This is a genomic window from Marinitenerispora sediminis (assembly GCF_003336425.1).
Lineage (GTDB): Bacteria > Actinomycetota > Actinomycetes > Streptosporangiales > Streptosporangiaceae > Marinitenerispora > Marinitenerispora sediminis.
Genome location: NZ_QEIO01000125.1, coordinates 1 through 16,169, shown reverse-complemented (window position 1 = coordinate 16,169; position 16,169 = coordinate 1). Strand labels below are relative to the sequence as shown.

16 protein-coding genes are annotated in these 16,169 nt (G+C 76.0%); 7 read left to right on the top strand and 9 right to left on the bottom strand.

Annotation, left to right across the window (positions count from 1 at the left end):
• Position 1: 1 nt before the first annotated feature.
• From DEF28_RS20570 to DEF28_RS20560, 3 genes are read right to left on the bottom strand one after another with little or no spacing between them, the layout of a single operon-like run.
• On the bottom strand, positions 2 to 1,054 hold the full coding sequence (locus tag DEF28_RS20570) for a glycosyltransferase family 9 protein (protein WP_114446198.1): 1,053 nt from the start codon (positions 1,052 to 1,054) through the stop codon (positions 2 to 4).
• Complete coding sequence (locus DEF28_RS20565; RefSeq protein ID WP_114400544.1) at positions 1,054 to 3,036, bottom strand: HAD-IIIA family hydrolase; 1,983 nt, start codon at positions 3,034 to 3,036, stop codon at positions 1,054 to 1,056. Before DEF28_RS20565 ends, DEF28_RS20570 begins: the two co-directional genes overlap by 1 nt.
• 3 nt (positions 3,037 to 3,039) lie before the next feature.
• Entirely contained in the window at positions 3,040 to 4,695 is a 1,656-nt protein-coding gene (locus DEF28_RS20560; protein ID WP_114400543.1) for a carbamoyltransferase family protein, read from the bottom strand.
• Between the two features lie 502 nt (positions 4,696 to 5,197).
• Between DEF28_RS20560 and DEF28_RS20555 the strand changes: the two genes are divergently transcribed.
• The 3 genes from DEF28_RS20555 (at position 5,198) to DEF28_RS20545 (ending at position 7,216) form a co-directional block, all read left to right on the top strand.
• The gene (locus DEF28_RS20555) at positions 5,198 to 5,458 is read left to right on the top strand and encodes a hypothetical protein (RefSeq protein ID WP_114400542.1); all 261 of its coding nucleotides are present in this window, start codon (positions 5,198 to 5,200) and stop codon (positions 5,456 to 5,458) included.
• Between the two features lie 200 nt (positions 5,459 to 5,658).
• Positions 5,659 to 5,961 carry a hypothetical protein gene (locus DEF28_RS20550; RefSeq protein ID WP_114400541.1) on the top strand — a complete coding sequence of 101 codons (303 nt, stop codon included), beginning with the start codon at positions 5,659 to 5,661 and terminating at the stop codon, positions 5,959 to 5,961.
• A gap of 589 nt (positions 5,962 to 6,550) precedes the next feature.
• The gene (locus DEF28_RS20545; protein WP_114433441.1) at positions 6,551 to 7,216 is read left to right on the top strand and encodes an FMN-dependent NADH-azoreductase; all 666 of its coding nucleotides are present in this window, start codon (positions 6,551 to 6,553) and stop codon (positions 7,214 to 7,216) included.
• A 39-nt stretch (positions 7,217 to 7,255) separates the two neighbouring features.
• Here DEF28_RS20545 and DEF28_RS20540 read toward each other — a convergent pair whose 3' ends face one another.
• The gene (locus DEF28_RS20540) at positions 7,256 to 8,386 is read right to left on the bottom strand and encodes an NADH:flavin oxidoreductase/NADH oxidase (protein ID WP_114400233.1); all 1,131 of its coding nucleotides are present in this window, start codon (positions 8,384 to 8,386) and stop codon (positions 7,256 to 7,258) included.
• Positions 8,387 to 8,545: 159 nt separating this feature from the next.
• Between DEF28_RS20540 and DEF28_RS20535 the strand changes: the two genes are divergently transcribed.
• From DEF28_RS20535 to DEF28_RS20525, 3 genes are all read left to right on the top strand, one after another.
• A complete protein-coding gene (locus tag DEF28_RS20535) occupies positions 8,546 to 8,890 on the top strand; it encodes an ArsR/SmtB family transcription factor (RefSeq protein ID WP_114400232.1) in 345 nt (114 codons plus the stop codon).
• 66 nt (positions 8,891 to 8,956) lie between these two features.
• Positions 8,957 to 9,754 carry a class I SAM-dependent methyltransferase gene (locus tag DEF28_RS20530; protein WP_114400238.1) on the top strand — a complete coding sequence of 266 codons (798 nt, stop codon included), beginning with the start codon at positions 8,957 to 8,959 and terminating at the stop codon, positions 9,752 to 9,754.
• Positions 9,755 to 10,011: 257 nt separating this feature from the next.
• Positions 10,012 to 11,223: an AGE family epimerase/isomerase gene (locus DEF28_RS20525; protein ID WP_199493422.1), complete on the top strand. Its 1,212-nt coding sequence runs from the start codon at positions 10,012 to 10,014 to the stop codon at positions 11,221 to 11,223.
• A gap of 687 nt (positions 11,224 to 11,910) precedes the next feature.
• Here the strand turns inward: DEF28_RS20525 and DEF28_RS27650 are convergent.
• Complete coding sequence (locus DEF28_RS27650; RefSeq protein ID WP_158562887.1) at positions 11,911 to 12,066, bottom strand: hypothetical protein; 156 nt, start codon at positions 12,064 to 12,066, stop codon at positions 11,911 to 11,913.
• Between the two features lie 186 nt (positions 12,067 to 12,252).
• On the opposite strand from DEF28_RS27650, the gene DEF28_RS20520 reads away from it, so the two are divergent.
• Positions 12,253 to 12,786, top strand: coding sequence for a WapI family immunity protein (locus tag DEF28_RS20520; RefSeq protein ID WP_449405546.1), 534 nt, complete (start codon positions 12,253 to 12,255; stop codon positions 12,784 to 12,786).
• A gap of 418 nt (positions 12,787 to 13,204) precedes the next feature.
• Here DEF28_RS20520 and DEF28_RS28135 read toward each other — a convergent pair whose 3' ends face one another.
• The 4 genes from DEF28_RS28135 to DEF28_RS20500 all read right to left on the bottom strand — a co-directional run.
• Complete coding sequence (locus DEF28_RS28135; protein ID WP_199493418.1) at positions 13,205 to 13,417, bottom strand: site-specific integrase; 213 nt, start codon at positions 13,415 to 13,417, stop codon at positions 13,205 to 13,207.
• Positions 13,418 to 13,961: 544 nt separating this feature from the next.
• On the bottom strand, positions 13,962 to 14,384 hold the full coding sequence (locus tag DEF28_RS20510) for an STAS domain-containing protein (protein ID WP_114400230.1): 423 nt from the start codon (positions 14,382 to 14,384) through the stop codon (positions 13,962 to 13,964).
• Complete coding sequence (locus DEF28_RS20505; RefSeq protein ID WP_233515432.1) at positions 14,381 to 15,184, bottom strand: CBS domain-containing protein; 804 nt, start codon at positions 15,182 to 15,184, stop codon at positions 14,381 to 14,383. Before DEF28_RS20505 ends, DEF28_RS20510 begins: the two co-directional genes overlap by 4 nt.
• Positions 15,181 to 16,169 (bottom strand): universal stress protein (locus tag DEF28_RS20500; RefSeq protein ID WP_309485849.1); only part of this gene is annotated, 989 nt, incomplete at its 5' end. The genes DEF28_RS20500 and DEF28_RS20505, both read right to left, overlap by 4 nt.

The window sequence follows — 16,169 nt, the reverse complement described above, 5'->3', positions numbered from 1 at the left end:
GTCATACCGCCTCCTCGATCAGGTCGTGGACGGCGGCGACGACGTCGTCGGCGCCGAGCGAGTTCAGGCAGGGGTGCCCGGGGACGGGGCAGACCCGGGCCCGCGTGGCGCGGCACGGCGCCTGCTGGTCGCCGAGCAGCCGGTGCGGCGTCCGGTAGGGCGCCCAGTTGCGGGCCGGCACCACCGGGGAGAACAGCGAGACGACGGGGGTGCCGACCGCGGCGGCGAGGTGCGCGGGGCCGGTGTTGCCGGACACCACGACGGCGGCGCCGCGCAGCACGGAGGCCAGCGCCGCCAGGTCGGTCCGGCCGGCGAGGTCGACCGCCGAGCCGCCGGCGACCGCCGCGGTCAGGTCACGGTCCGCCGGCCGGCCGGTGACGACGACGCGGTGGCCTTCCGCGGCGAGCTTGGCGACGGTGTCGGCGGCGAGCCAGGCCGGGACGGCGCGGCTCGGCACCGACGCTCCGGGGTGGACGACCACGTAGCCACCGGGGCCGGTCAGCCCGGTGGTGTCGGGCAGCGGTCCGCGCACGGCGAGCCGGCCGTCGTCGCCGGGCGGCAGCCGGAAGCCCGCTGCCTGCGCGAGGCCGAGCATGCTCTCGGGCTCGGGAAGGTCGGTCCGGCGCCGGTGCCGCAGGTCGAGCAGGCTGCCGGGGTAGTCCTCGCTCACGGCGCCGATCCACGGTACGCCGGCCATGCGGAGCACGAGGGCGAGCGGGAGCGCGGACTGGTGGTAGGAGGTCAGGACGAGCGCCGACCGGGGCGCCTCGGCCGCGACGGCGGCGCGCAGTGCGGCCACCGCGGCCTCGGTGGCGGGCGGTGGCTCCGGGTCGATCCACGGGGCGCACCATGCCAGCACCCGGTCCACGCCGGGCAGCAGCTCCGCCGCGCCCCGTCCGCGCGGCCCGGCGAGCAGCACCACGCGGTCGGCGCCCGCGGCGGCGGCGCGCACGGCCGGGCCGGCGAGCAGCACGTCGCCGACGCTGTCCAGCCGTGCGACGAGGACGGTGCCCCCCGGCGGCCGGCCGGCCATGGTCTCCTCGATCGGGGCCATCAGAGGGCGCCCTCCGTCCGGGCGCCGGGCTTTAGTCCGCGGGGCACGCACCCGCCGAGCAGCGCCGGTCCCCGGTCGCCCGTGGCCCGCGGCATCGCGAGTGGGCGGGGTGAGCAGGCGGACAGCGGCACCGCGGCCGTCACCAGTGTGACGGCCGCGAAGAGCCGGCGGGTTCGGCGCCGTGCGCCGCGGGCTTGCGGTGGGAAGGCGGCGGCCGGTGCGGCGGCGCCGCGGACCCGGCCGGCGAGGCCGCGCAGCGCGCGCGGCAGGCGTGCGGCGGCGGCGCGGGCCGAGCGCCTGAGCGGGTGCCGTCCAGGAACGGGGGCGCCGCCCAGCGCGGCCAGCACCCGGCGTACCGGTGGCGCGGGCCGGAGGCGGCTGGTCCAGGTGCGGCGGGCGGGCACTGGCAGGGCGTCCGGGTCCTCCGCAGGCGTGAGGGCCAGCCCCACCGCGTCGGCGACCGTGCGCGCCATCTCCGGGGCGAGCTCGACCTCCTCGGGCCGGGTGGCCGGGTTGGGGACGAGGATGCCGCGGGCGCCCGCGGCGCGGGCCGCCTCGAGGTCGGACCCGATGTCGCCGATGACGACGCAGTCGGCCGGCCGCACTCCGAGTTCGGCCGCGGCCGCCTCGACCAGGCCGGGGGCGGGCTTGCGGCACCGGCAGCCGTCATCGGCCGCGTGCACGCACACCTGCCAGGTGTCGAAGGGGCCGAGCAGCTCCTCGACCCGGGCGTTGACCTCGGCCAGCTCCGCGCGTGTCAGCAGCCCGCGCGCGATCCCCGACTGGTTGCTCACGACGCCGACGCGCACCCCCGCCCGGCGGGCGCGCTCCAGCGCGGCGCGGGCGGAGCGAGTGGGCCGGACCCGGTCGGGGTCGCCGTTGTAGGGGACGTCGCGGACGAGCGTGCCGTCGCGGTCGAACAGGATCGCCCGGACGGCCGGCGGCCGGTGCGGGCGGGCCCGGCGGTGCCGCACCTCGCCGGCGAGCCGGTGCACGCAGGCCACCGGCGGGATGAGGGCGCTCGTGGCCGCCATGGCGGCAGCCTCGGCGGGCGTGCGGGGGCCCGGGGCGATCCGGCGGCGCGCGAAGTCGGCGGTCAGCGCGAGCCAGGCCGCGGCGAGCGGCGCCGCCGCCCGGCGGGCCGCGGGGCTCCGCCGGGACAGCGCCCCGGCCGCGGTGGCCGCGGTCAGGACGCCGCTGGTCAGCACGTGCCAGGGCAGCCGGCCGCGCGGTTCACCGACGCGCTCGCGCCAGTGCGCGCCGTGCAGGCGGCGCATCAGGGCGTCGTCGGCGTTGCCGCGCTGCCGGCCGACGCTGTACCAGAAGCCGGCGCTCACCGGCGGGTGGGTGCTCTGCCGCCGGCCGCGCACCAGCTGGTAGCCGGCGTTGAGCACGCGCAGCGCGAGGTCGGTGTCCTCGCGGTAGGCGCGGGTGAAGCGCGGGTCGAAGCCGCCCACCTCGGCCAGGACGGACCGGCGGTAGGCCATGTCGGCGGTGATCCAGGCGGCGCCGGCCAGGGCGAGCGTGCCGCGTTCGGCGTCGGTCGGCCGGCGGCCGGCCGGAGGCGGGACGTGCAGGCGGCCCTGGCTGCCGGCGGTGTAGAACGGCAGGCCGGCCAGGTCGGCGACCAGCTGCCCGGTCCAGTCGGGTCCGGGGCGCACGTCGTCGTCGAGGAACACGATCCAGTCGGCTTCGGTGGCGCGCCATCCGAGGTCGCGGGCCGCCGCCGGGCCGCGCCCCCCGGAGTGGAGCACCCGGACTCCGGGCAGTCCGGCGAGCGGCAGCGGCGGGCCGCCGCGGGGGCGGTCGTCGACCACGACGACCTCCTCGGGGGCGTCCTCGCCCCCCGCCAGGAGCGGCTGCACCGTCGCCCGCAGTTGCGGCCGCCCCACGGTGGGGACGACCACGGCGTAGCGGACGCCGCCCGCGCGCGCGGGTGGCTCCGCGGCGTCGGCGTCGGCGTCGAAGGATGTGAGCGGCACGGCCTAGCGCCTCCCGTGGACGTCGCGGCGGCGCACGACGAACGGGCCGAGCGCGAGCAGGTCGATGGGCGCGGAGCCGAAGCACTCCAGAGCGTCGCGCGGGTCGTCCACCATGGGCCGGCCGGCGGTGTTGAGGCTGGTGTTGACCAGCACCGGGACCCCGGTCTGCGCCTCGAACCGGTAGAGCAGCCGGGCGAGCAGCGGGTCGCCGGCGACCGCCACGGTCTGCACGCGCGCCGTGCCGTCGGCGTGCACGACCGCCGGTATCCGCTCGCGCCACTGCGGGGCGACGTCGTGCACGAACAGCATGTACGGACTGGGCAGCGGGCCGCGCGAGAAGACCTCGGCAGCCCGTTCCGCGAGCACGATCGGCGCGACGGGCCGGAACTGCTCGCGTCCCTTGACGTCGTTGAGCCGCTCCAGGTTGGCGGAGTCGGTCGGGTTGGCGAGCAGCGAGCGGCGGCCGAGCGCGCGGGGGCCGTACTCCGAGCGGCCCTGGAACCAGGCGACGAGCTCGTTGCGGGCCAGCGCGGCGGCGACGGTCTCGGCGAGGTCGTCGGGCTGCTCGTAGGGCAGTGCGGCGGTGTCGAGGGCGGCGGCGAGTTCGTCGTCGCTCCACCCGCGGCCGAGGTCGGCGCCGTCCATGGGGATGATGCGGTCGCCGGCCTGCTGGGCGAGGTGGAGGGCACCGCCGAGCGCGGTGCCGGCGTCACCGGCCGCGGGCTGCACCCAGACGTCGTCGAAGCCGCTCTCGGCGGCGATACGCGTGTTGGCGACGCAGTTCAGCGCCACCCCGCCCGCCATGGCGAGCCGAGGTTGGCCGCTCTCCCAGCGCAGCCACCGGGTGAGCTCCACGAGGACGTCCTCCAGGCGGCGCTGCACGCTGGCGGCGAGGTCGGCGTGGTCGGCGGTGCACTCGTCCCCGGAGCGGCGGCGTTTGACGAGGGAGTCCCAGTCGATCGGGCCCACCCGCACGCGGCCGTCTCCGGTGTGGTGGACGAGGCGCCGCAGTTCCGGTTCGAACCGGGGGGTCCCGTAGGAGGCGAGGGCCATCACCTTGTACTCGTCGCTGGAGCGGCGGAAGCCCAGGTGCTGGGTGAGGTCCTCGTACATCAGGCCGAGGGAGTCGGGCAGGCTCTGGCGGGCGAGGACGGTCAGCTCGCCGTCGCGGTAGACGCCGGCCAGGTGGGAGGCGGCCTCACCGCGGCCGTCGGCGACGAAGACCGCGCAGTCGGCCCGTCCGCCGCGGGTGGGGGCGGCGAGTCCGGCGGAGGCCGCGTGGGCGACGTGGTGGGGGATGTGCCGCACGCGCGCCGGGTCGAGCCCGGGCAGCGCACTGGCCAGGAAGCGGGGCGCGCGCTCGGCGTAGAGGGTGCGCAGCCGCTCCCAGGACGGGTCCAGGCCCTGCTGCCCGGGGTGTACGAGGGAGGGGTCATAGGAGTAGGCGACGCCGTCGAGCTCCTCGGGGGTGATCCCGGCGAAGCGCAGGCACCAGCGCATCGCCTGCTCGGGCAGTTCCCACGCGGAGAACGGCACGGGCTCCTTGCCGTGCTTGCGTCTGCTGAATCTCTCCTCCTCGGCGGCCGCGACGATCTCCCCGTCGACCACGAGGGCGGCGGCGGGGTCGTGGAACACGGCGTTGACACCGAGAAATCGCATGGACAGGGCCCCCCGTTTTCTCATGGCGGTCGCGGCGGCCTCCTCGGCGCGCGGCCCTTGATCATGCCGGCTCAACTACCAAGCGCAGCGACTCTCAAACGTGACCGCGCGAAGGGCGTGCTCGGCAGGTCTCGATCACTGGTTCGACGTCACGGAGCGTAATTCCATGACAGTCGAGAATTGACAGGACACGCACTGCCATTGCCGAACACATACCTTGTTTCGCCGCAGTTCTCGCGAACCACCGCTATCCGCCGATGGCGGAGAGCCGCCCGCTCCGGGGCCGCCGCCCGGCGGATCGGGCGGCGGCCGGCCGCGCACCGCGTTGCACGCGGAGTTGCCCACCAAGTCGCTATTTACCTCTTTCGCCATCACCTTTAGCCATCTGATGGCTACAGAGTGTTCCAATTTGGGACAAACCACCCGAGCATGGGAGGGCGCTCGCCGGCCCTTCGATCGGCGGCGGGTGTGCGCCTCCGAAACCAGCGAAAGGAACACGCCTATGCCGTCGATGGCGACCGCGGTCCTGCGCCGCGCCGTCTGCGCCACGCTGACCGCTCCGGTGCTCGCCTGCGCCGTGCCCGGTGCGGCGGCGGCCGAATCGGCCTTCCGGCACACCTTCACCCGCACCGGACCGCACGGGTCCGAGCTGCACGTGGTCGAGGCGGTGGCCGGCCCGGACGGGACGCGCTTCATCACGACCATCCACCATGTGGGCCCGGACGGGGTGCGCACGAAGCGGATCAGGTCGCAGGCGCGCTGAGCGCCGGCCCGCGGACGGCCGGTGCCGGGGCCCCGCCGCCGGCACCGGCCCCGTGCAAAGCGACGGCGATATTCCCGCCAAGTACCGCTCCGCGCCGCTGCCGCCGCGCCCGCCGCCACCTAGCGTTCGAGGTGTGCGGCGCGTACCGCCGGGCGGGGCGCCGCGGCAGCGTCCGTACCATCCACCTTTGGGGCAGCTCTATGTCAGCCACGTCCGCGCACCAGACGCATCCCGGACACCCGCACACGCACGGCGAGGGCTGCGGGCACGTCGCCGTCCCGCACGGCGACCACGTCGACTACGTCCACGACGGCCACCTGCACCGGGCCCATGACGGGCACGTGGACGAGTGTGAGGACGCCGCGCACACCGTGCACGAGCAGCACCCGCACACGCACGGCGAGGGCTGCGGGCACGTCGCCGTCCCGCACGGCGACCACGTCGACTACGTCCACGAGGGCCACCGCCACGCGGCGCACGCCGGCCACTGGGACGAGCACTGACCGACCCGCGCGGCCCGAGGCCCGGCCGGGCCCGGCGGCGGGAAGGCTCCCGGCGGCACCACGGCCCGCCGGACGGACCGAGTCCGGCCCCGGAATGACCATGGGGAAGCCCGGGGCCGGACTCGGGCAGGGCGCCGGCGCCCGCGCGCCACGAGACGCGGCCCCTGCCGCGCGGACGTCTCCGGAGAGGGGGAACCGGAGACCGGTCCGCGGGCACGACGGTACCGAACTCGCCCCCTGAATTCCGGCGATTCATCCGAGATCAGCCGGAAACCCGAAGAATCCTCGATCGGGTCCTTCCGCGGCCGGGGCCGCCCGCGTCCCCCTGCCCGGCCGGCGTCTCCGCAGCGCGGCACCTCCCCGCCGCCCCCCGGGTCCGCGCGACCAAGATCAACCCACACCTGCGGGGAGTGGCATACTGCCCACCGAGCGCGACCGATCACCAGCTACCGGGGCCGCGCGCTCCGTCTCCGGTGCTACGCCGCCGGGCCGACGACCGCCGGCCACCCCGGACCCACCGCCGGGCGCTCGCCCTCCGCAGCGGCCGGCGCCCCCGCGTCCGCGCACGCCCCACCCCCGGGAAGGACCCATGCCCCATCTGCTGCACATCGACTCGAGCTCGCTGGCCGAGGGATCGGTCTCCCGCGACGTCGCCGCCTCGTTCCGCGCCGTCTGGCAGGAGGCCGAACCGAACGGGCGGGTGACCTACCGGGACCTCGCCGCCCACCCGCTGCCGCACATCGACCACGCCGGCGTCACGGCCCGCACGACCCCGCGCGAGCTGCACACCCCGCGGCAGCGGGAGGCGATGGAGCTGCAGGACCTGCTCATCGGGGAACTGGAGGCGGCCGACGCCTACCTGTTCAGCGTGCCGATGTACAACTGGTCGGTGCCCTCGGCCTTCAAGGCGTGGGTGGACCAGGTCCTGGTCGCCGGCCGTACCGCGAGTCTGACCGGCGACCCGCTGGAGGGCCCGCTGAGCGGCCGCCCCGCGATCGTCATCGCTCCCCGAGGCGGCTCCTACGCGCCGGGGACGCCGCAGTACCGCAACGACTTCGTCGTGCCGTTCCTGGAGAAGCTGTTCGCGCAGACGATCGGACTGGACCTGCGGATCATCACCCCGGAGCTGACGCTGGCCGCGGTCAACCCCGCGATGCACCACCTCCGCGAGCCGGCCGAGACCTCGCTGGCGCACGCGCACGCCGCCGCGGAGGAGCACGCCCTCTCGCTGGCCGAGCGGCTGCGCGGCCCGTGACGGCGCGCCGGACCCGGGGCGGGTCCGGCGCCGCGCGGCCTAGCGCCGCGCGCTGATGGCGCGCCGCCCCGCACCCACGGCGTAGCCGTACTGCCGCGGCCACCGGGGCTGTGCACCGAGCTCCAGCGCGGCCTCGTGCGGCCAGTAGGGGTCGCGCAGCAGCTCCCGGGCGAGCAGCACGGCGTCGGCGCGCCCGGAGGCGACGATGTCCTCGGCCTGCCGGGGATCGGTCACCAGGCCGACCGCTCCCGTGGCCAGACCAGTCTGCTCGCGGACCCGGGCGGCGAAGGGCACCTGGTAGCCGGGCTCGGCGGGGATCCGGGCGTCGGGCACGACGCCTCCCGACGACACGTCCAGCAGGTCGACCCCGCGCGCCTGCAGCTCCTTGGCCAGGCGCAGCGTGTCGTCGCCGGTCCAGCCGTCCCGCGGGTCGTCGGGGTTCTCGGTCAGCCAGTCGGTGGCGGATACCCGGAAGAACACCGGCAGGTCGGCGGGCCAGACCTCGCGGACGGCGTCGGTGGCCTCCAGGGCCAGCCGCATCCGGTTCTCCGGGGTGCCGCCGTAGGCGTCGGCGCGCCGGTTGGCGGCCGGGGACAGGAACGAGTGGATGAGGTAGCCGTGGGCGCCGTGCACCTCCGCCACCTCGAAGCCCGCGGCGAGGGCTCGCTCGGCGGCCGCCGCGAAGTCGCCGACGACGCGCCGGACGCCCTCCGGGGTGAGCTCCGCCGGTACCGCGTGCCCCTCGTCGAACGCCACCGGGCTGGGGCCGACCGGCGTCCATCCGCCGTCGGCCTCGGGCACCGGGGCTCCCCCGCGCCACGGCACGTCGACCGACGCCTTGCGCCCGGCGTGCGCCAACTGGATGGCGGGAACGGCGCCCTGGTCGCGGATGAAGCCCGCGACGCGGGCCAGCGCGTTCTGCTGCCGCTCGTTCCACAGGCCCAGGTCGTGGGGCGAGATGCGGCCCTCCGGCGAGACGGCGGTGGCCTCGACCATGACCAGCCCGGCGCCGCCCGAGGCGCGCGCGGCCAGGTGGGCGAAGTGCCAGTCGGTGGCCACCCCGGTGTCGGGGCCCTCCGCCGCCGCACTGTAGGTGCACATGGGCGCGACCCACACGCGGTTGGGGATGTCCAGCGAACGCAGCCGGATCGGATCAAAGAGCGCCGCCATGCGATGACTCCTTCGGAGACGGGGCGGACGGACGCGGCTCGGGCCGTTCGGCGCCGTCCACCGAAGTTCGACGTCTATCGTACAACGACGATGGTCATACTACGATGAGCATCGTAGAATGGGCTGCGCCACACCGCCGTGGCCGAGGAGGGAGCGCCCATGGTCACGCGGACCGCACGGGAGCGGCAGCTCGACCACCCCGGACGCGGCGAGATCGCGCTGGCCGACGTGCTGCACGCGCTCGCCGACCCGGTCCGGCTGCGCGTGGTGCGCACGATGGCTGCGGCCGACTCCCCCATGGCGTGCGGCGCTTTCGGTCTGCCGGTCAGCAAGTCCACCTGCACACACCACTTCCGCGTGCTACGCGAGGCCGGCATCATCCGGCAGCACTACCGGGGCACCGCCGTCCTCAACGACCTGCGGCGCGACGACCTCGACGCCCGCTTCCCGGGGCTACTGGACTGCGTGCTGGCCGCGGCGGCGGGCGACTCCCCGGCGCAGTGACGCAGCCCCCTCCGGCCAGCCGGAAAACCGGTGGCCGCCCGGCGGCGGGGCTGGCAGGCTGGCGGCATGCCACACGCGAGCGGAGGACCCGCCCAACCGACGGCGCCGGACGACTTCGAAGGGCTCCTCGCCGAGGCGGCGGCCGCTCCCGTCGAGGGCTGGGACTTCTCCTGGCTGGACGGGCGGGCCACCGAGGAGCGCCCCTCCTGGGGTTATTCGCGCATGCTGGGCGAGCGCCTGGCCCGCGCCTCGGCCGCCCTGGACGTGCAGACCGGCGGCGGGGAGGTGCTGGCCGGCGTGCCGGTGCTGCCGCCGCTGACGGTGGCCACCGAGGGGTGGCCGGCCAACGTCGCGCGCGCGACCCGGCTGCTGCACCCGCGCGGGGTCGCGGTCGTCGCCGACCAGGACGAACCGCCGCTGCCGTTCGGCGACGCCGCGTTCGACCTCGTCGTCAGCCGGCACCCGGTGACCACCTGGTGGGCGGAGATCGCCCGGGTCCTGCGGCCGGGCGGGAGCTACCTCTCCCAGCAGGTCGGACCGGCCAGCATGTTCGAACTCGTCGAGTGGTTCCTCGGCCCGCAGCCGCCCGAGGTGCGGCGGCGCCGGGACCCCGAGGCCGCCCGCGCGGCCGCCGAGGACGCCGGGCTGGAGGTCGTCGACCTGCGTACGGCGTCGCTGCGGGCGGAGATCCGCGACGTGGGCGCCGCGGTGTACCTGCTCCGCAAGGTGGTCTGGCTGGTCCCCGGCTTCACCGTGGACGCCTACCGCACCGAGCTGCGCGCCCTGCACGACCGCATCCGGGCGAACGGCCCCTTCGTGGCGCACGCCGCGCGGTTCCTGATCGAGGCCCGCAAGCCCGCGTGACGGAGCCGCGGACCACCGGACCCCGGTGGGCGGCCGGGGCGCGGGGCGGCCGCAGCCGGCAAGCGCACGCCGGCGGCGGGACGGCCGCGCGGCGCTCCCGCGAGCTGCCGTGCTGGACGGGCCGGCGGCGGGCCCCCTAGCGTACGGCGTGGCCGCTCCTCGGCCGGTGCGCCGCCGCCCCGCCGCCTGGCGCGGCGCGATCCGCCCCGGCCGCCGCGCGGCCGTCCGTGCGTGACCGCCTGCTGAGGAGTGAGACCGTGGCCGGTTCCTGGCTGGATTCCGACACCCACCGCGCGTGGCTGGACGAGGAGGGGCGGAGGCTGACCTCGTTCGCCGCGGCCGCCGCCGACCCCGGCGGCGGGTTCGGCTGGCTGACCGCGGACGGCGGCCTGGACCGCGACCGCCCCACCCAGACCTGGATCACCGCCCGGATGACGCACGTGTTCTCGCTGGCCCACCTGCGCGGCGAGCCGGGCGCCGGCGCGCTCGCCGACCACGGCCTCGCCGCCCTGCGCGGCCCGCTGCGCGACCACGAGCACGGCGGCTGGTTCTCCTCGGCCGATCCCGCCGCCACGGAGAAGGCCGGCTACGAGCACGCCTTCGTGGTCCTCGCCGCGGCGAGCGCGACCGCCGCGGCCCGTCCGGGCGCCGCCGACCTGCTGGCGGAGGCGCTCGACGTCGTCGGCACGCGGTTCTGGGAGCCGCGGGAGGGCCGCTGCCTGGAGAGCTGGGACCGGACCTGGACCGAGCCGGAGCCCTACCGCGGCGCCAACAGCAACATGCACATGGTGGAGGCGTTCATCGCCGCCGGCGACGTCACCGGCGACCCGGCATGGCGGCAACGGGCCCTCTCCATCGCCGAACGCGTCATCCACCAGGCGGCCGCCGGCAACAACTGGCGGCTGGTCGAGCACTTCGACACGTCGTGGCGGCCGCTGCTCGACTACAACGCCGACGCGCCCGACCACCCGTTCCGCCCCTACGGGACCACCGTCGGCCACTGGCTGGAGTGGTCCCGGCTGCTGCTGCACCTGGAGGCGGGCGCGGCCGACGCCCCGGCGTGGCTGCTGGCGGACGCCACAACGCTGTTCGACCTCGCGGTGCGGCACGGCTGGCGGGCGGACGGCGCCGACGGCTTCGTCTACACGCTGGACTGGTCCGACCGCCCGGTGGTCCGGCCGCGCATGCACTGGGTGGTGGCCGAGGCGATCCTCACCGCGGCCGCCCTGCACCGCCGCACCGGCGAGGCACGGTTCGAGGAGTGGTACCGCACCTGGTGGGACTACGCCGCACGCCATCTGCTGGACCGCCGCTCCGGCAGCTGGCACCACGAACTCGACCCGGAGAACCGGCCGTCCGCCAGCGTCTGGTCCGGCAAGCCGGACGTCTACCACGCCTACCAGGCCGTGCTGCTTCCCCAGCTCCCGCCGGCCCCGGCGGCAGCGGCGGCACTCCGCGACGCGGGCTAGACCGTCGATGGGGATCGGTGTGCTGGCCAGTGGCTGCCGGGGGTCACCGGGCGCTGAGGCGGGGAACTGCCAGAGGGCCGCTGCCGGATCACGGTGTCCGGTGCCGGGGTCGGCTGCCGGATGCGGGCCGCCGGTCCATCGGTTGCGCGCACGGCACGGCCCTCCGGGCCCGGCCCGTTCCACGACGTCCGGATGACCGCCTCGTTTGCTTGGCCGTAGCCGGCGGTGACGCCTCACCGCCGGCTCCCGCTCCTTGCCGCGGGCCGAGCGGACCGGCACCTGCCCCGGACGGGCCCCGGCTTCCGGACCCCTGCGGCGGGCGCGGGGACAGGTACCGGGCGTCTCCAGGGGCCGAGCGCGGGCACAGGGGTCCGCGATCGCGTCCCGACCTACCCCGGGCCGCGGCCACGCCGGCCCGACCAGCGCCAGCGAGCGGCCGCCAAGGCCCCGCTTCCCTTCGCCGCACCGAAGGCGGGACAGTCCGAAGGACAGCGGGAGAGGTCCCGCTGACATCCCTCCCCGCCGCCCTCCGCCATGGGACACGCGGCCCCGCGAACCCCCATCAAGGTCCAGTTCTGTCCCTTGCAGCCGGCCACGGGCGGGAGAGTGCGCCGGAGTGCCGCCCAGCCGCGCGACTCGCGGCGGCGGTGTCCCGGGGGAAGCGCCCCCGGGACGCGGCAGCGCCGGCTACGACAGGTACCACTCCGCACAGGTCTCCGTGGACCCGCCGCGGTCCAGGCAGCGTTCGAACATGTTCATGTCTGCCGCCGCGGTACCCGCGCCGAGGCCGAGCAGTCCGAACGCCACGGCGGCGATCGTCGCGATCTTCACGGTTGCACGCATGGCGAAACCCCTCTCTGCTACCGGGCGGCGCGGCCCGTGGGCGTCCTGTCCCGTCCCGCCACGGCCGCTAGCCCCGGCGCAGCTCGGCAAACGGCTGACGGCGCAAACACCAGGTGCGGCTGCTCCGACCGCGTCATGAACACCCCGGGCCGGACCGCCGTTCCGCCCCGGGGTGCGCAATTGAAGGTGATCGCCTGCGCTGCGCAGAGCCGGGAGGGCCCGTGGCATCCTGTGGAAGTGCTCTTGAGTGATCACGCGAGCAGTGTCGAGCTCAGCCTGCTGCGGTATCAGTTCTCCGAGGTTCGGGGTGACTCATACGACGACAACTGGCTAGTCGTCGGTGGAACGGTGACGACTCCCGAGGGCAGCTGGTCCTTTGCCGATCCGTGTCTGCTGACCGGTGAAGCCGGTGAGGTGTCCGCTTGGTTGCGCGCGGTGGCCGCTGGGACGGTGGCTGTGACCGGACCCGACGCCGAAGGCTGGTTGTCCCCGGACACGTGGTTCGTCGAGCCGCTCCTGGCCGTTAGCCTCGCCGATCGAAGCGACAGTGAGGCGGCGATTCGCGTGCACCTGTCCTTGGAGGCGGCACCGCCGTGGCAGCAGGGCGATGACGGGGCGGACATTTACCAGTACGTCGTGGAGGTGCGGATGAATACGGCTGCGTTGCTTCACGCAGCTGACCAATGGGACCTTGCTCTGGCTTCCTTCCCGACTCGCTGATCAGCGGTGCTTCTTCTCCAGGGTCTCGGTCGGGTCATCAAGTGGCTGGCCGAGGTCGGTCAGCAGCTTCTCGATGCGACTGGCCGTGCAGTGGTGGCGTTCGACCTCGCGGGCCCAGCCGTGGTTGGCAGCGTCGGTGGCGAGGGCGGGTTCGACCTCGCGCCGTGCGCGTAGCCGCGGCGCGTAGGCAGGTGTGGTGACGAACTTCGCGCAGGTCAGGTAGAGGTCGCACTCGCAGGGGCCCTCGGCCGGCAGCCGCAGGCAGTGGCCGAGTCCAAGTTCGGTCTTGGAGAAGTTCGTCTTCAGCCAGTCGACAGCCGCTTCGGGCAGAGCACCGGACTCAAGCTCCTCGGCGGCGGGGCCGGCGATGCTGGCGCCGGGTTCGAGGACGGCCTTGTAGTCCCGAAGGACTTCCTGGTCACTGATCTGCGCATAGACGAGCCATCGAGACGCTGGAGTGTCCGGGGACCTTCATGACCGTGTGGAGCTTGGCGCCGCGCTCGGCGAGCTGGGTGCCGGCGGTGTGCCGGAACCGGTGGGCGGTGACGGTGCGGCGGCCGATGCCTCCTCGACCGCCGGGCTGGACCAGGCCAACAGCCTTGCAGGCCGCCTGGATCGGGGTGTCGAACAAGTAGTACGTCGACGGCTCACCGCACCCGGGTCGCCACGTACCCCGTCCGCGTACCGCCGCGCGCCCCCGCAGGTCGCGGGTCCAGGCCCGGTCGGCCCCGCACCGGCGGTCCCGCTTGAGCGGCCCGGCCAGCGGCGGCCACCCCGGTCCGGACCAGCGCCGTCCGCCCGGGCCGGAACCCGGACCAACCGGACGACCAGGCCCGCGCCCGCAGGCCCGGGGCCAGTGGCGCCGCTCCCCGGACGCCGCTGTCCCGTGGTGCTGCGCATCGGCCATGAGCCGGGCCGCCCCGGGCGCCCTGGCGCCTCGGCTTCCGGGGGCACGAACCGGCCGGTCGGACCGGCGGCCGGCGATGAGTCGGGGCCTCTGCTCCCGCGCCGCGCTCGGCCGGCACCGCGGCGGGCGGGGGCGGCCGGGGTCGGCGGCTGGCCGGCGAGGACGCGGACACGCCCGTGCCGGCCACCGGGGCGAGGGGCCCGTTTGCACGATGCCGGATGGGCGGTGGCGGCCGGGATCGGCCGCAGCCCAGCCCCGGGCACGTGCGTTACGTCGGCTTGCCGGCGCGGCGCGGGGACCTGCGGCGGCCGCGGCGCGCCGGTGTGACGGGGAAACGGCGGGCCAGTCCGGTGACGTCCAGCAGCCGGGCCAACCGGGCCGTGGGGGCGCGCAGGATGAGGCGGGCGCCGACGGGCTCCGTCCGGTTGGCGGCGCGGACCAGCGCTCCGAGGCCGGCGGCGTCGCAGAACGTGATGCCGGACAGGTCCACCGTCACCTCGCCGCCGCTCCGCTCGACCGCGGCCGTGATCCCCTCGGTGAGGGCGTCCGCCGTCGCGACGTCCAGTTCGCCCCGGGCCACGACCAGGGGGCGGCCGTCCGCCTCATGGACGGTGACGACGGTCAGCGGCGCCGCGGCCGCCGGCCGCACCGCGCCGTCCGCCGCCCCCGAGGGGCGGTGTTCGACGGTCATCGGCGTGTCTCCCTCCTCGGCTCCACGATGCCGTAGTCGCGGGCGCGGGATGAGGGACCAAGGTCCCCTTCGGCGGGCGGCGCCGGGAACGCCAGGTCGTCGTGGTCGTGGTCGAGGCGGCACCGCACTCCGACCACGCCCTCGACGGCCCGGACGGCGTGCGCCAGCCGGAGGATGTCGGAGCGGCGCGGCACGCGGCCGTCCAGGAAGACCTCGCCGCCGTGCACGGCGACCTCGACGCCGGACGGCGGGTAGTCGCCGCCCGCCAGCTCGCGGCGCACGCGGTCGCGCAGCACGGCGTCGGGCACGGTGTAGACCGCCAGCAGGTCCAGCCGGCTGACGATCCCCAGCAGCCGGTCCTCCGCGTCCACCACGGGGAGCCGACCCACCCGGTGCCGACGCATGAGCTCGGCGGCGTCGCGGGCGCTGGCCTCGGCCGCGGTTGTCACCGCCGGGGACGTCATGAGCTCGCGGGCCACCGCCGCGCGGCACTTCCGCCGCTCGGCGCGGGAGCGGTACTCCTCGAAGACGCCGCCCTCCTCGGGGTCGGGGTCGGCGAGCTTGACCACCAGGTCAACGGCGGACACCATCCCGAGGACCCGCCGGTCGGCGTCGACGACCGGCAGCGCGTTCACGCCCTCGCGCCGCAGGACGGCCGCGATCTCCGTGAACCCCGCCTCCACCGACACCGCGACCACGCTCGTGCTCATCAGGTCGCGCACCGCACCGCCCGCCCCGGCGCGTGCCGGCGCCGGCCGGCGGCGGACGCCGCCGGCGCGCTCCGCGCGGCCGCCGCTCACGTCTCCGGCTCCCCGCTGTCCTCGGTCCCGGCCGCGGGGACGCCGCGCACCACCGCGACGGGGACCCGGGCGTGGTGCAGCACCGTCTGGCCCACCGAGCCGAGCAGCAGCCCGCGCACGCCGCCGCGCCCCCGCGAACCGACCACGATGAGGTCGGCGTGGGACCCGGCCTCCAGCAGCGCGTGGGCCGGCTGGTCCTGGGGCACCTCGATCCGGGTCGCGACGCGGGCGGCGGTGTCCTCGGCGCCGGCGACGTCGATCATGCGGGCGACCCGCTCGTGCGTGCGCACGACGAACGTGTCGTGGTCGAACGCGTACCCGGCGGAGGGCAGCGTGAGCGGGTCGTCCCAGCCCGGCGACTCCCACGCGTACACCGCGAGCAGCTCCGCGCCGTGCCAGCGCGCCTCCCGCAGCGCGAAGCCCAGGGCTGGCTCCGACCGCTCCGTCCCGTCGACGCCGACCACCACCTGGCGCCACTGGCGCCCGGGGTAGCCGAGGGGTGCCGGGACCACCACGACCGGGCACTCGGCCTGCGCCGCCACCCGCACCCCCACGGAACCGAGCAGCACCGACCGGACGGCGCCGAGCCCCCGCGATCCGAGGACGACGCGCTCCGCGTGCCGGCAGGCGGTGAGCAGCGCTTCAGGGGCGGACAGGGCGGAGACCTGGGTGCGCACGGCCAGGTCCGGGGCGATCTCGCGGAGCCGCTCGACCGCGTCGGACAGCAGCGCGTCGGCTCGGCCGACCGTCTCCAGGGTGGGCAGCGGCCGCATCGGCTGTTCGAACGGGATGTTGGCCAGCGGGGTGTTGAGTGCGTGCAGCAGCCGCAGCGGGCGCCCGACCTCCCGGGCGACGTCGGCCGCCCACGCCAGCGCCATGTCGCTGCCCCGGGAGCCGTCGACCCCCACGACCACCTCACCGTGCCCGTGCCGCCACGCACCCCGGTGGCCTCCCCCGGTGCCCGCCTCCCCCGGCGGCCGTGCGT

Coding starts and splice junctions, on each gene's coding strand:
- DEF28_RS20570 (WP_114446198.1), bottom strand. CDS start 1,054: ATGGCCCCGATCGAGGAGACCATGGCCGGCCGGCCGCCGGGGGGCACC.
- DEF28_RS20560 (WP_114400543.1), bottom strand. CDS start 4,695: ATGCGATTTCTCGGTGTCAACGCCGTGTTCCACGACCCCGCCGCCGCC.
- DEF28_RS20555 (WP_114400542.1), top strand. CDS start 5,198: ATGCCGTCGATGGCGACCGCGGTCCTGCGCCGCGCCGTCTGCGCCACG.
- DEF28_RS20550 (WP_114400541.1), top strand. CDS start 5,659: ATGTCAGCCACGTCCGCGCACCAGACGCATCCCGGACACCCGCACACG.
- DEF28_RS20545 (WP_114433441.1), top strand. CDS start 6,551: ATGCCCCATCTGCTGCACATCGACTCGAGCTCGCTGGCCGAGGGATCG.
- DEF28_RS20540 (WP_114400233.1), bottom strand. CDS start 8,386: ATGGCGGCGCTCTTTGATCCGATCCGGCTGCGTTCGCTGGACATCCCC.
- DEF28_RS20535 (WP_114400232.1), top strand. CDS start 8,546: ATGGTCACGCGGACCGCACGGGAGCGGCAGCTCGACCACCCCGGACGC.
- DEF28_RS20530 (WP_114400238.1), top strand. CDS start 8,957: ATGCCACACGCGAGCGGAGGACCCGCCCAACCGACGGCGCCGGACGAC.
- DEF28_RS27650 (WP_158562887.1), bottom strand. CDS start 12,066: ATGCGTGCAACCGTGAAGATCGCGACGATCGCCGCCGTGGCGTTCGGA.
- DEF28_RS20510 (WP_114400230.1), bottom strand. CDS start 14,384: ATGACCGTCGAACACCGCCCCTCGGGGGCGGCGGACGGCGCGGTGCGG.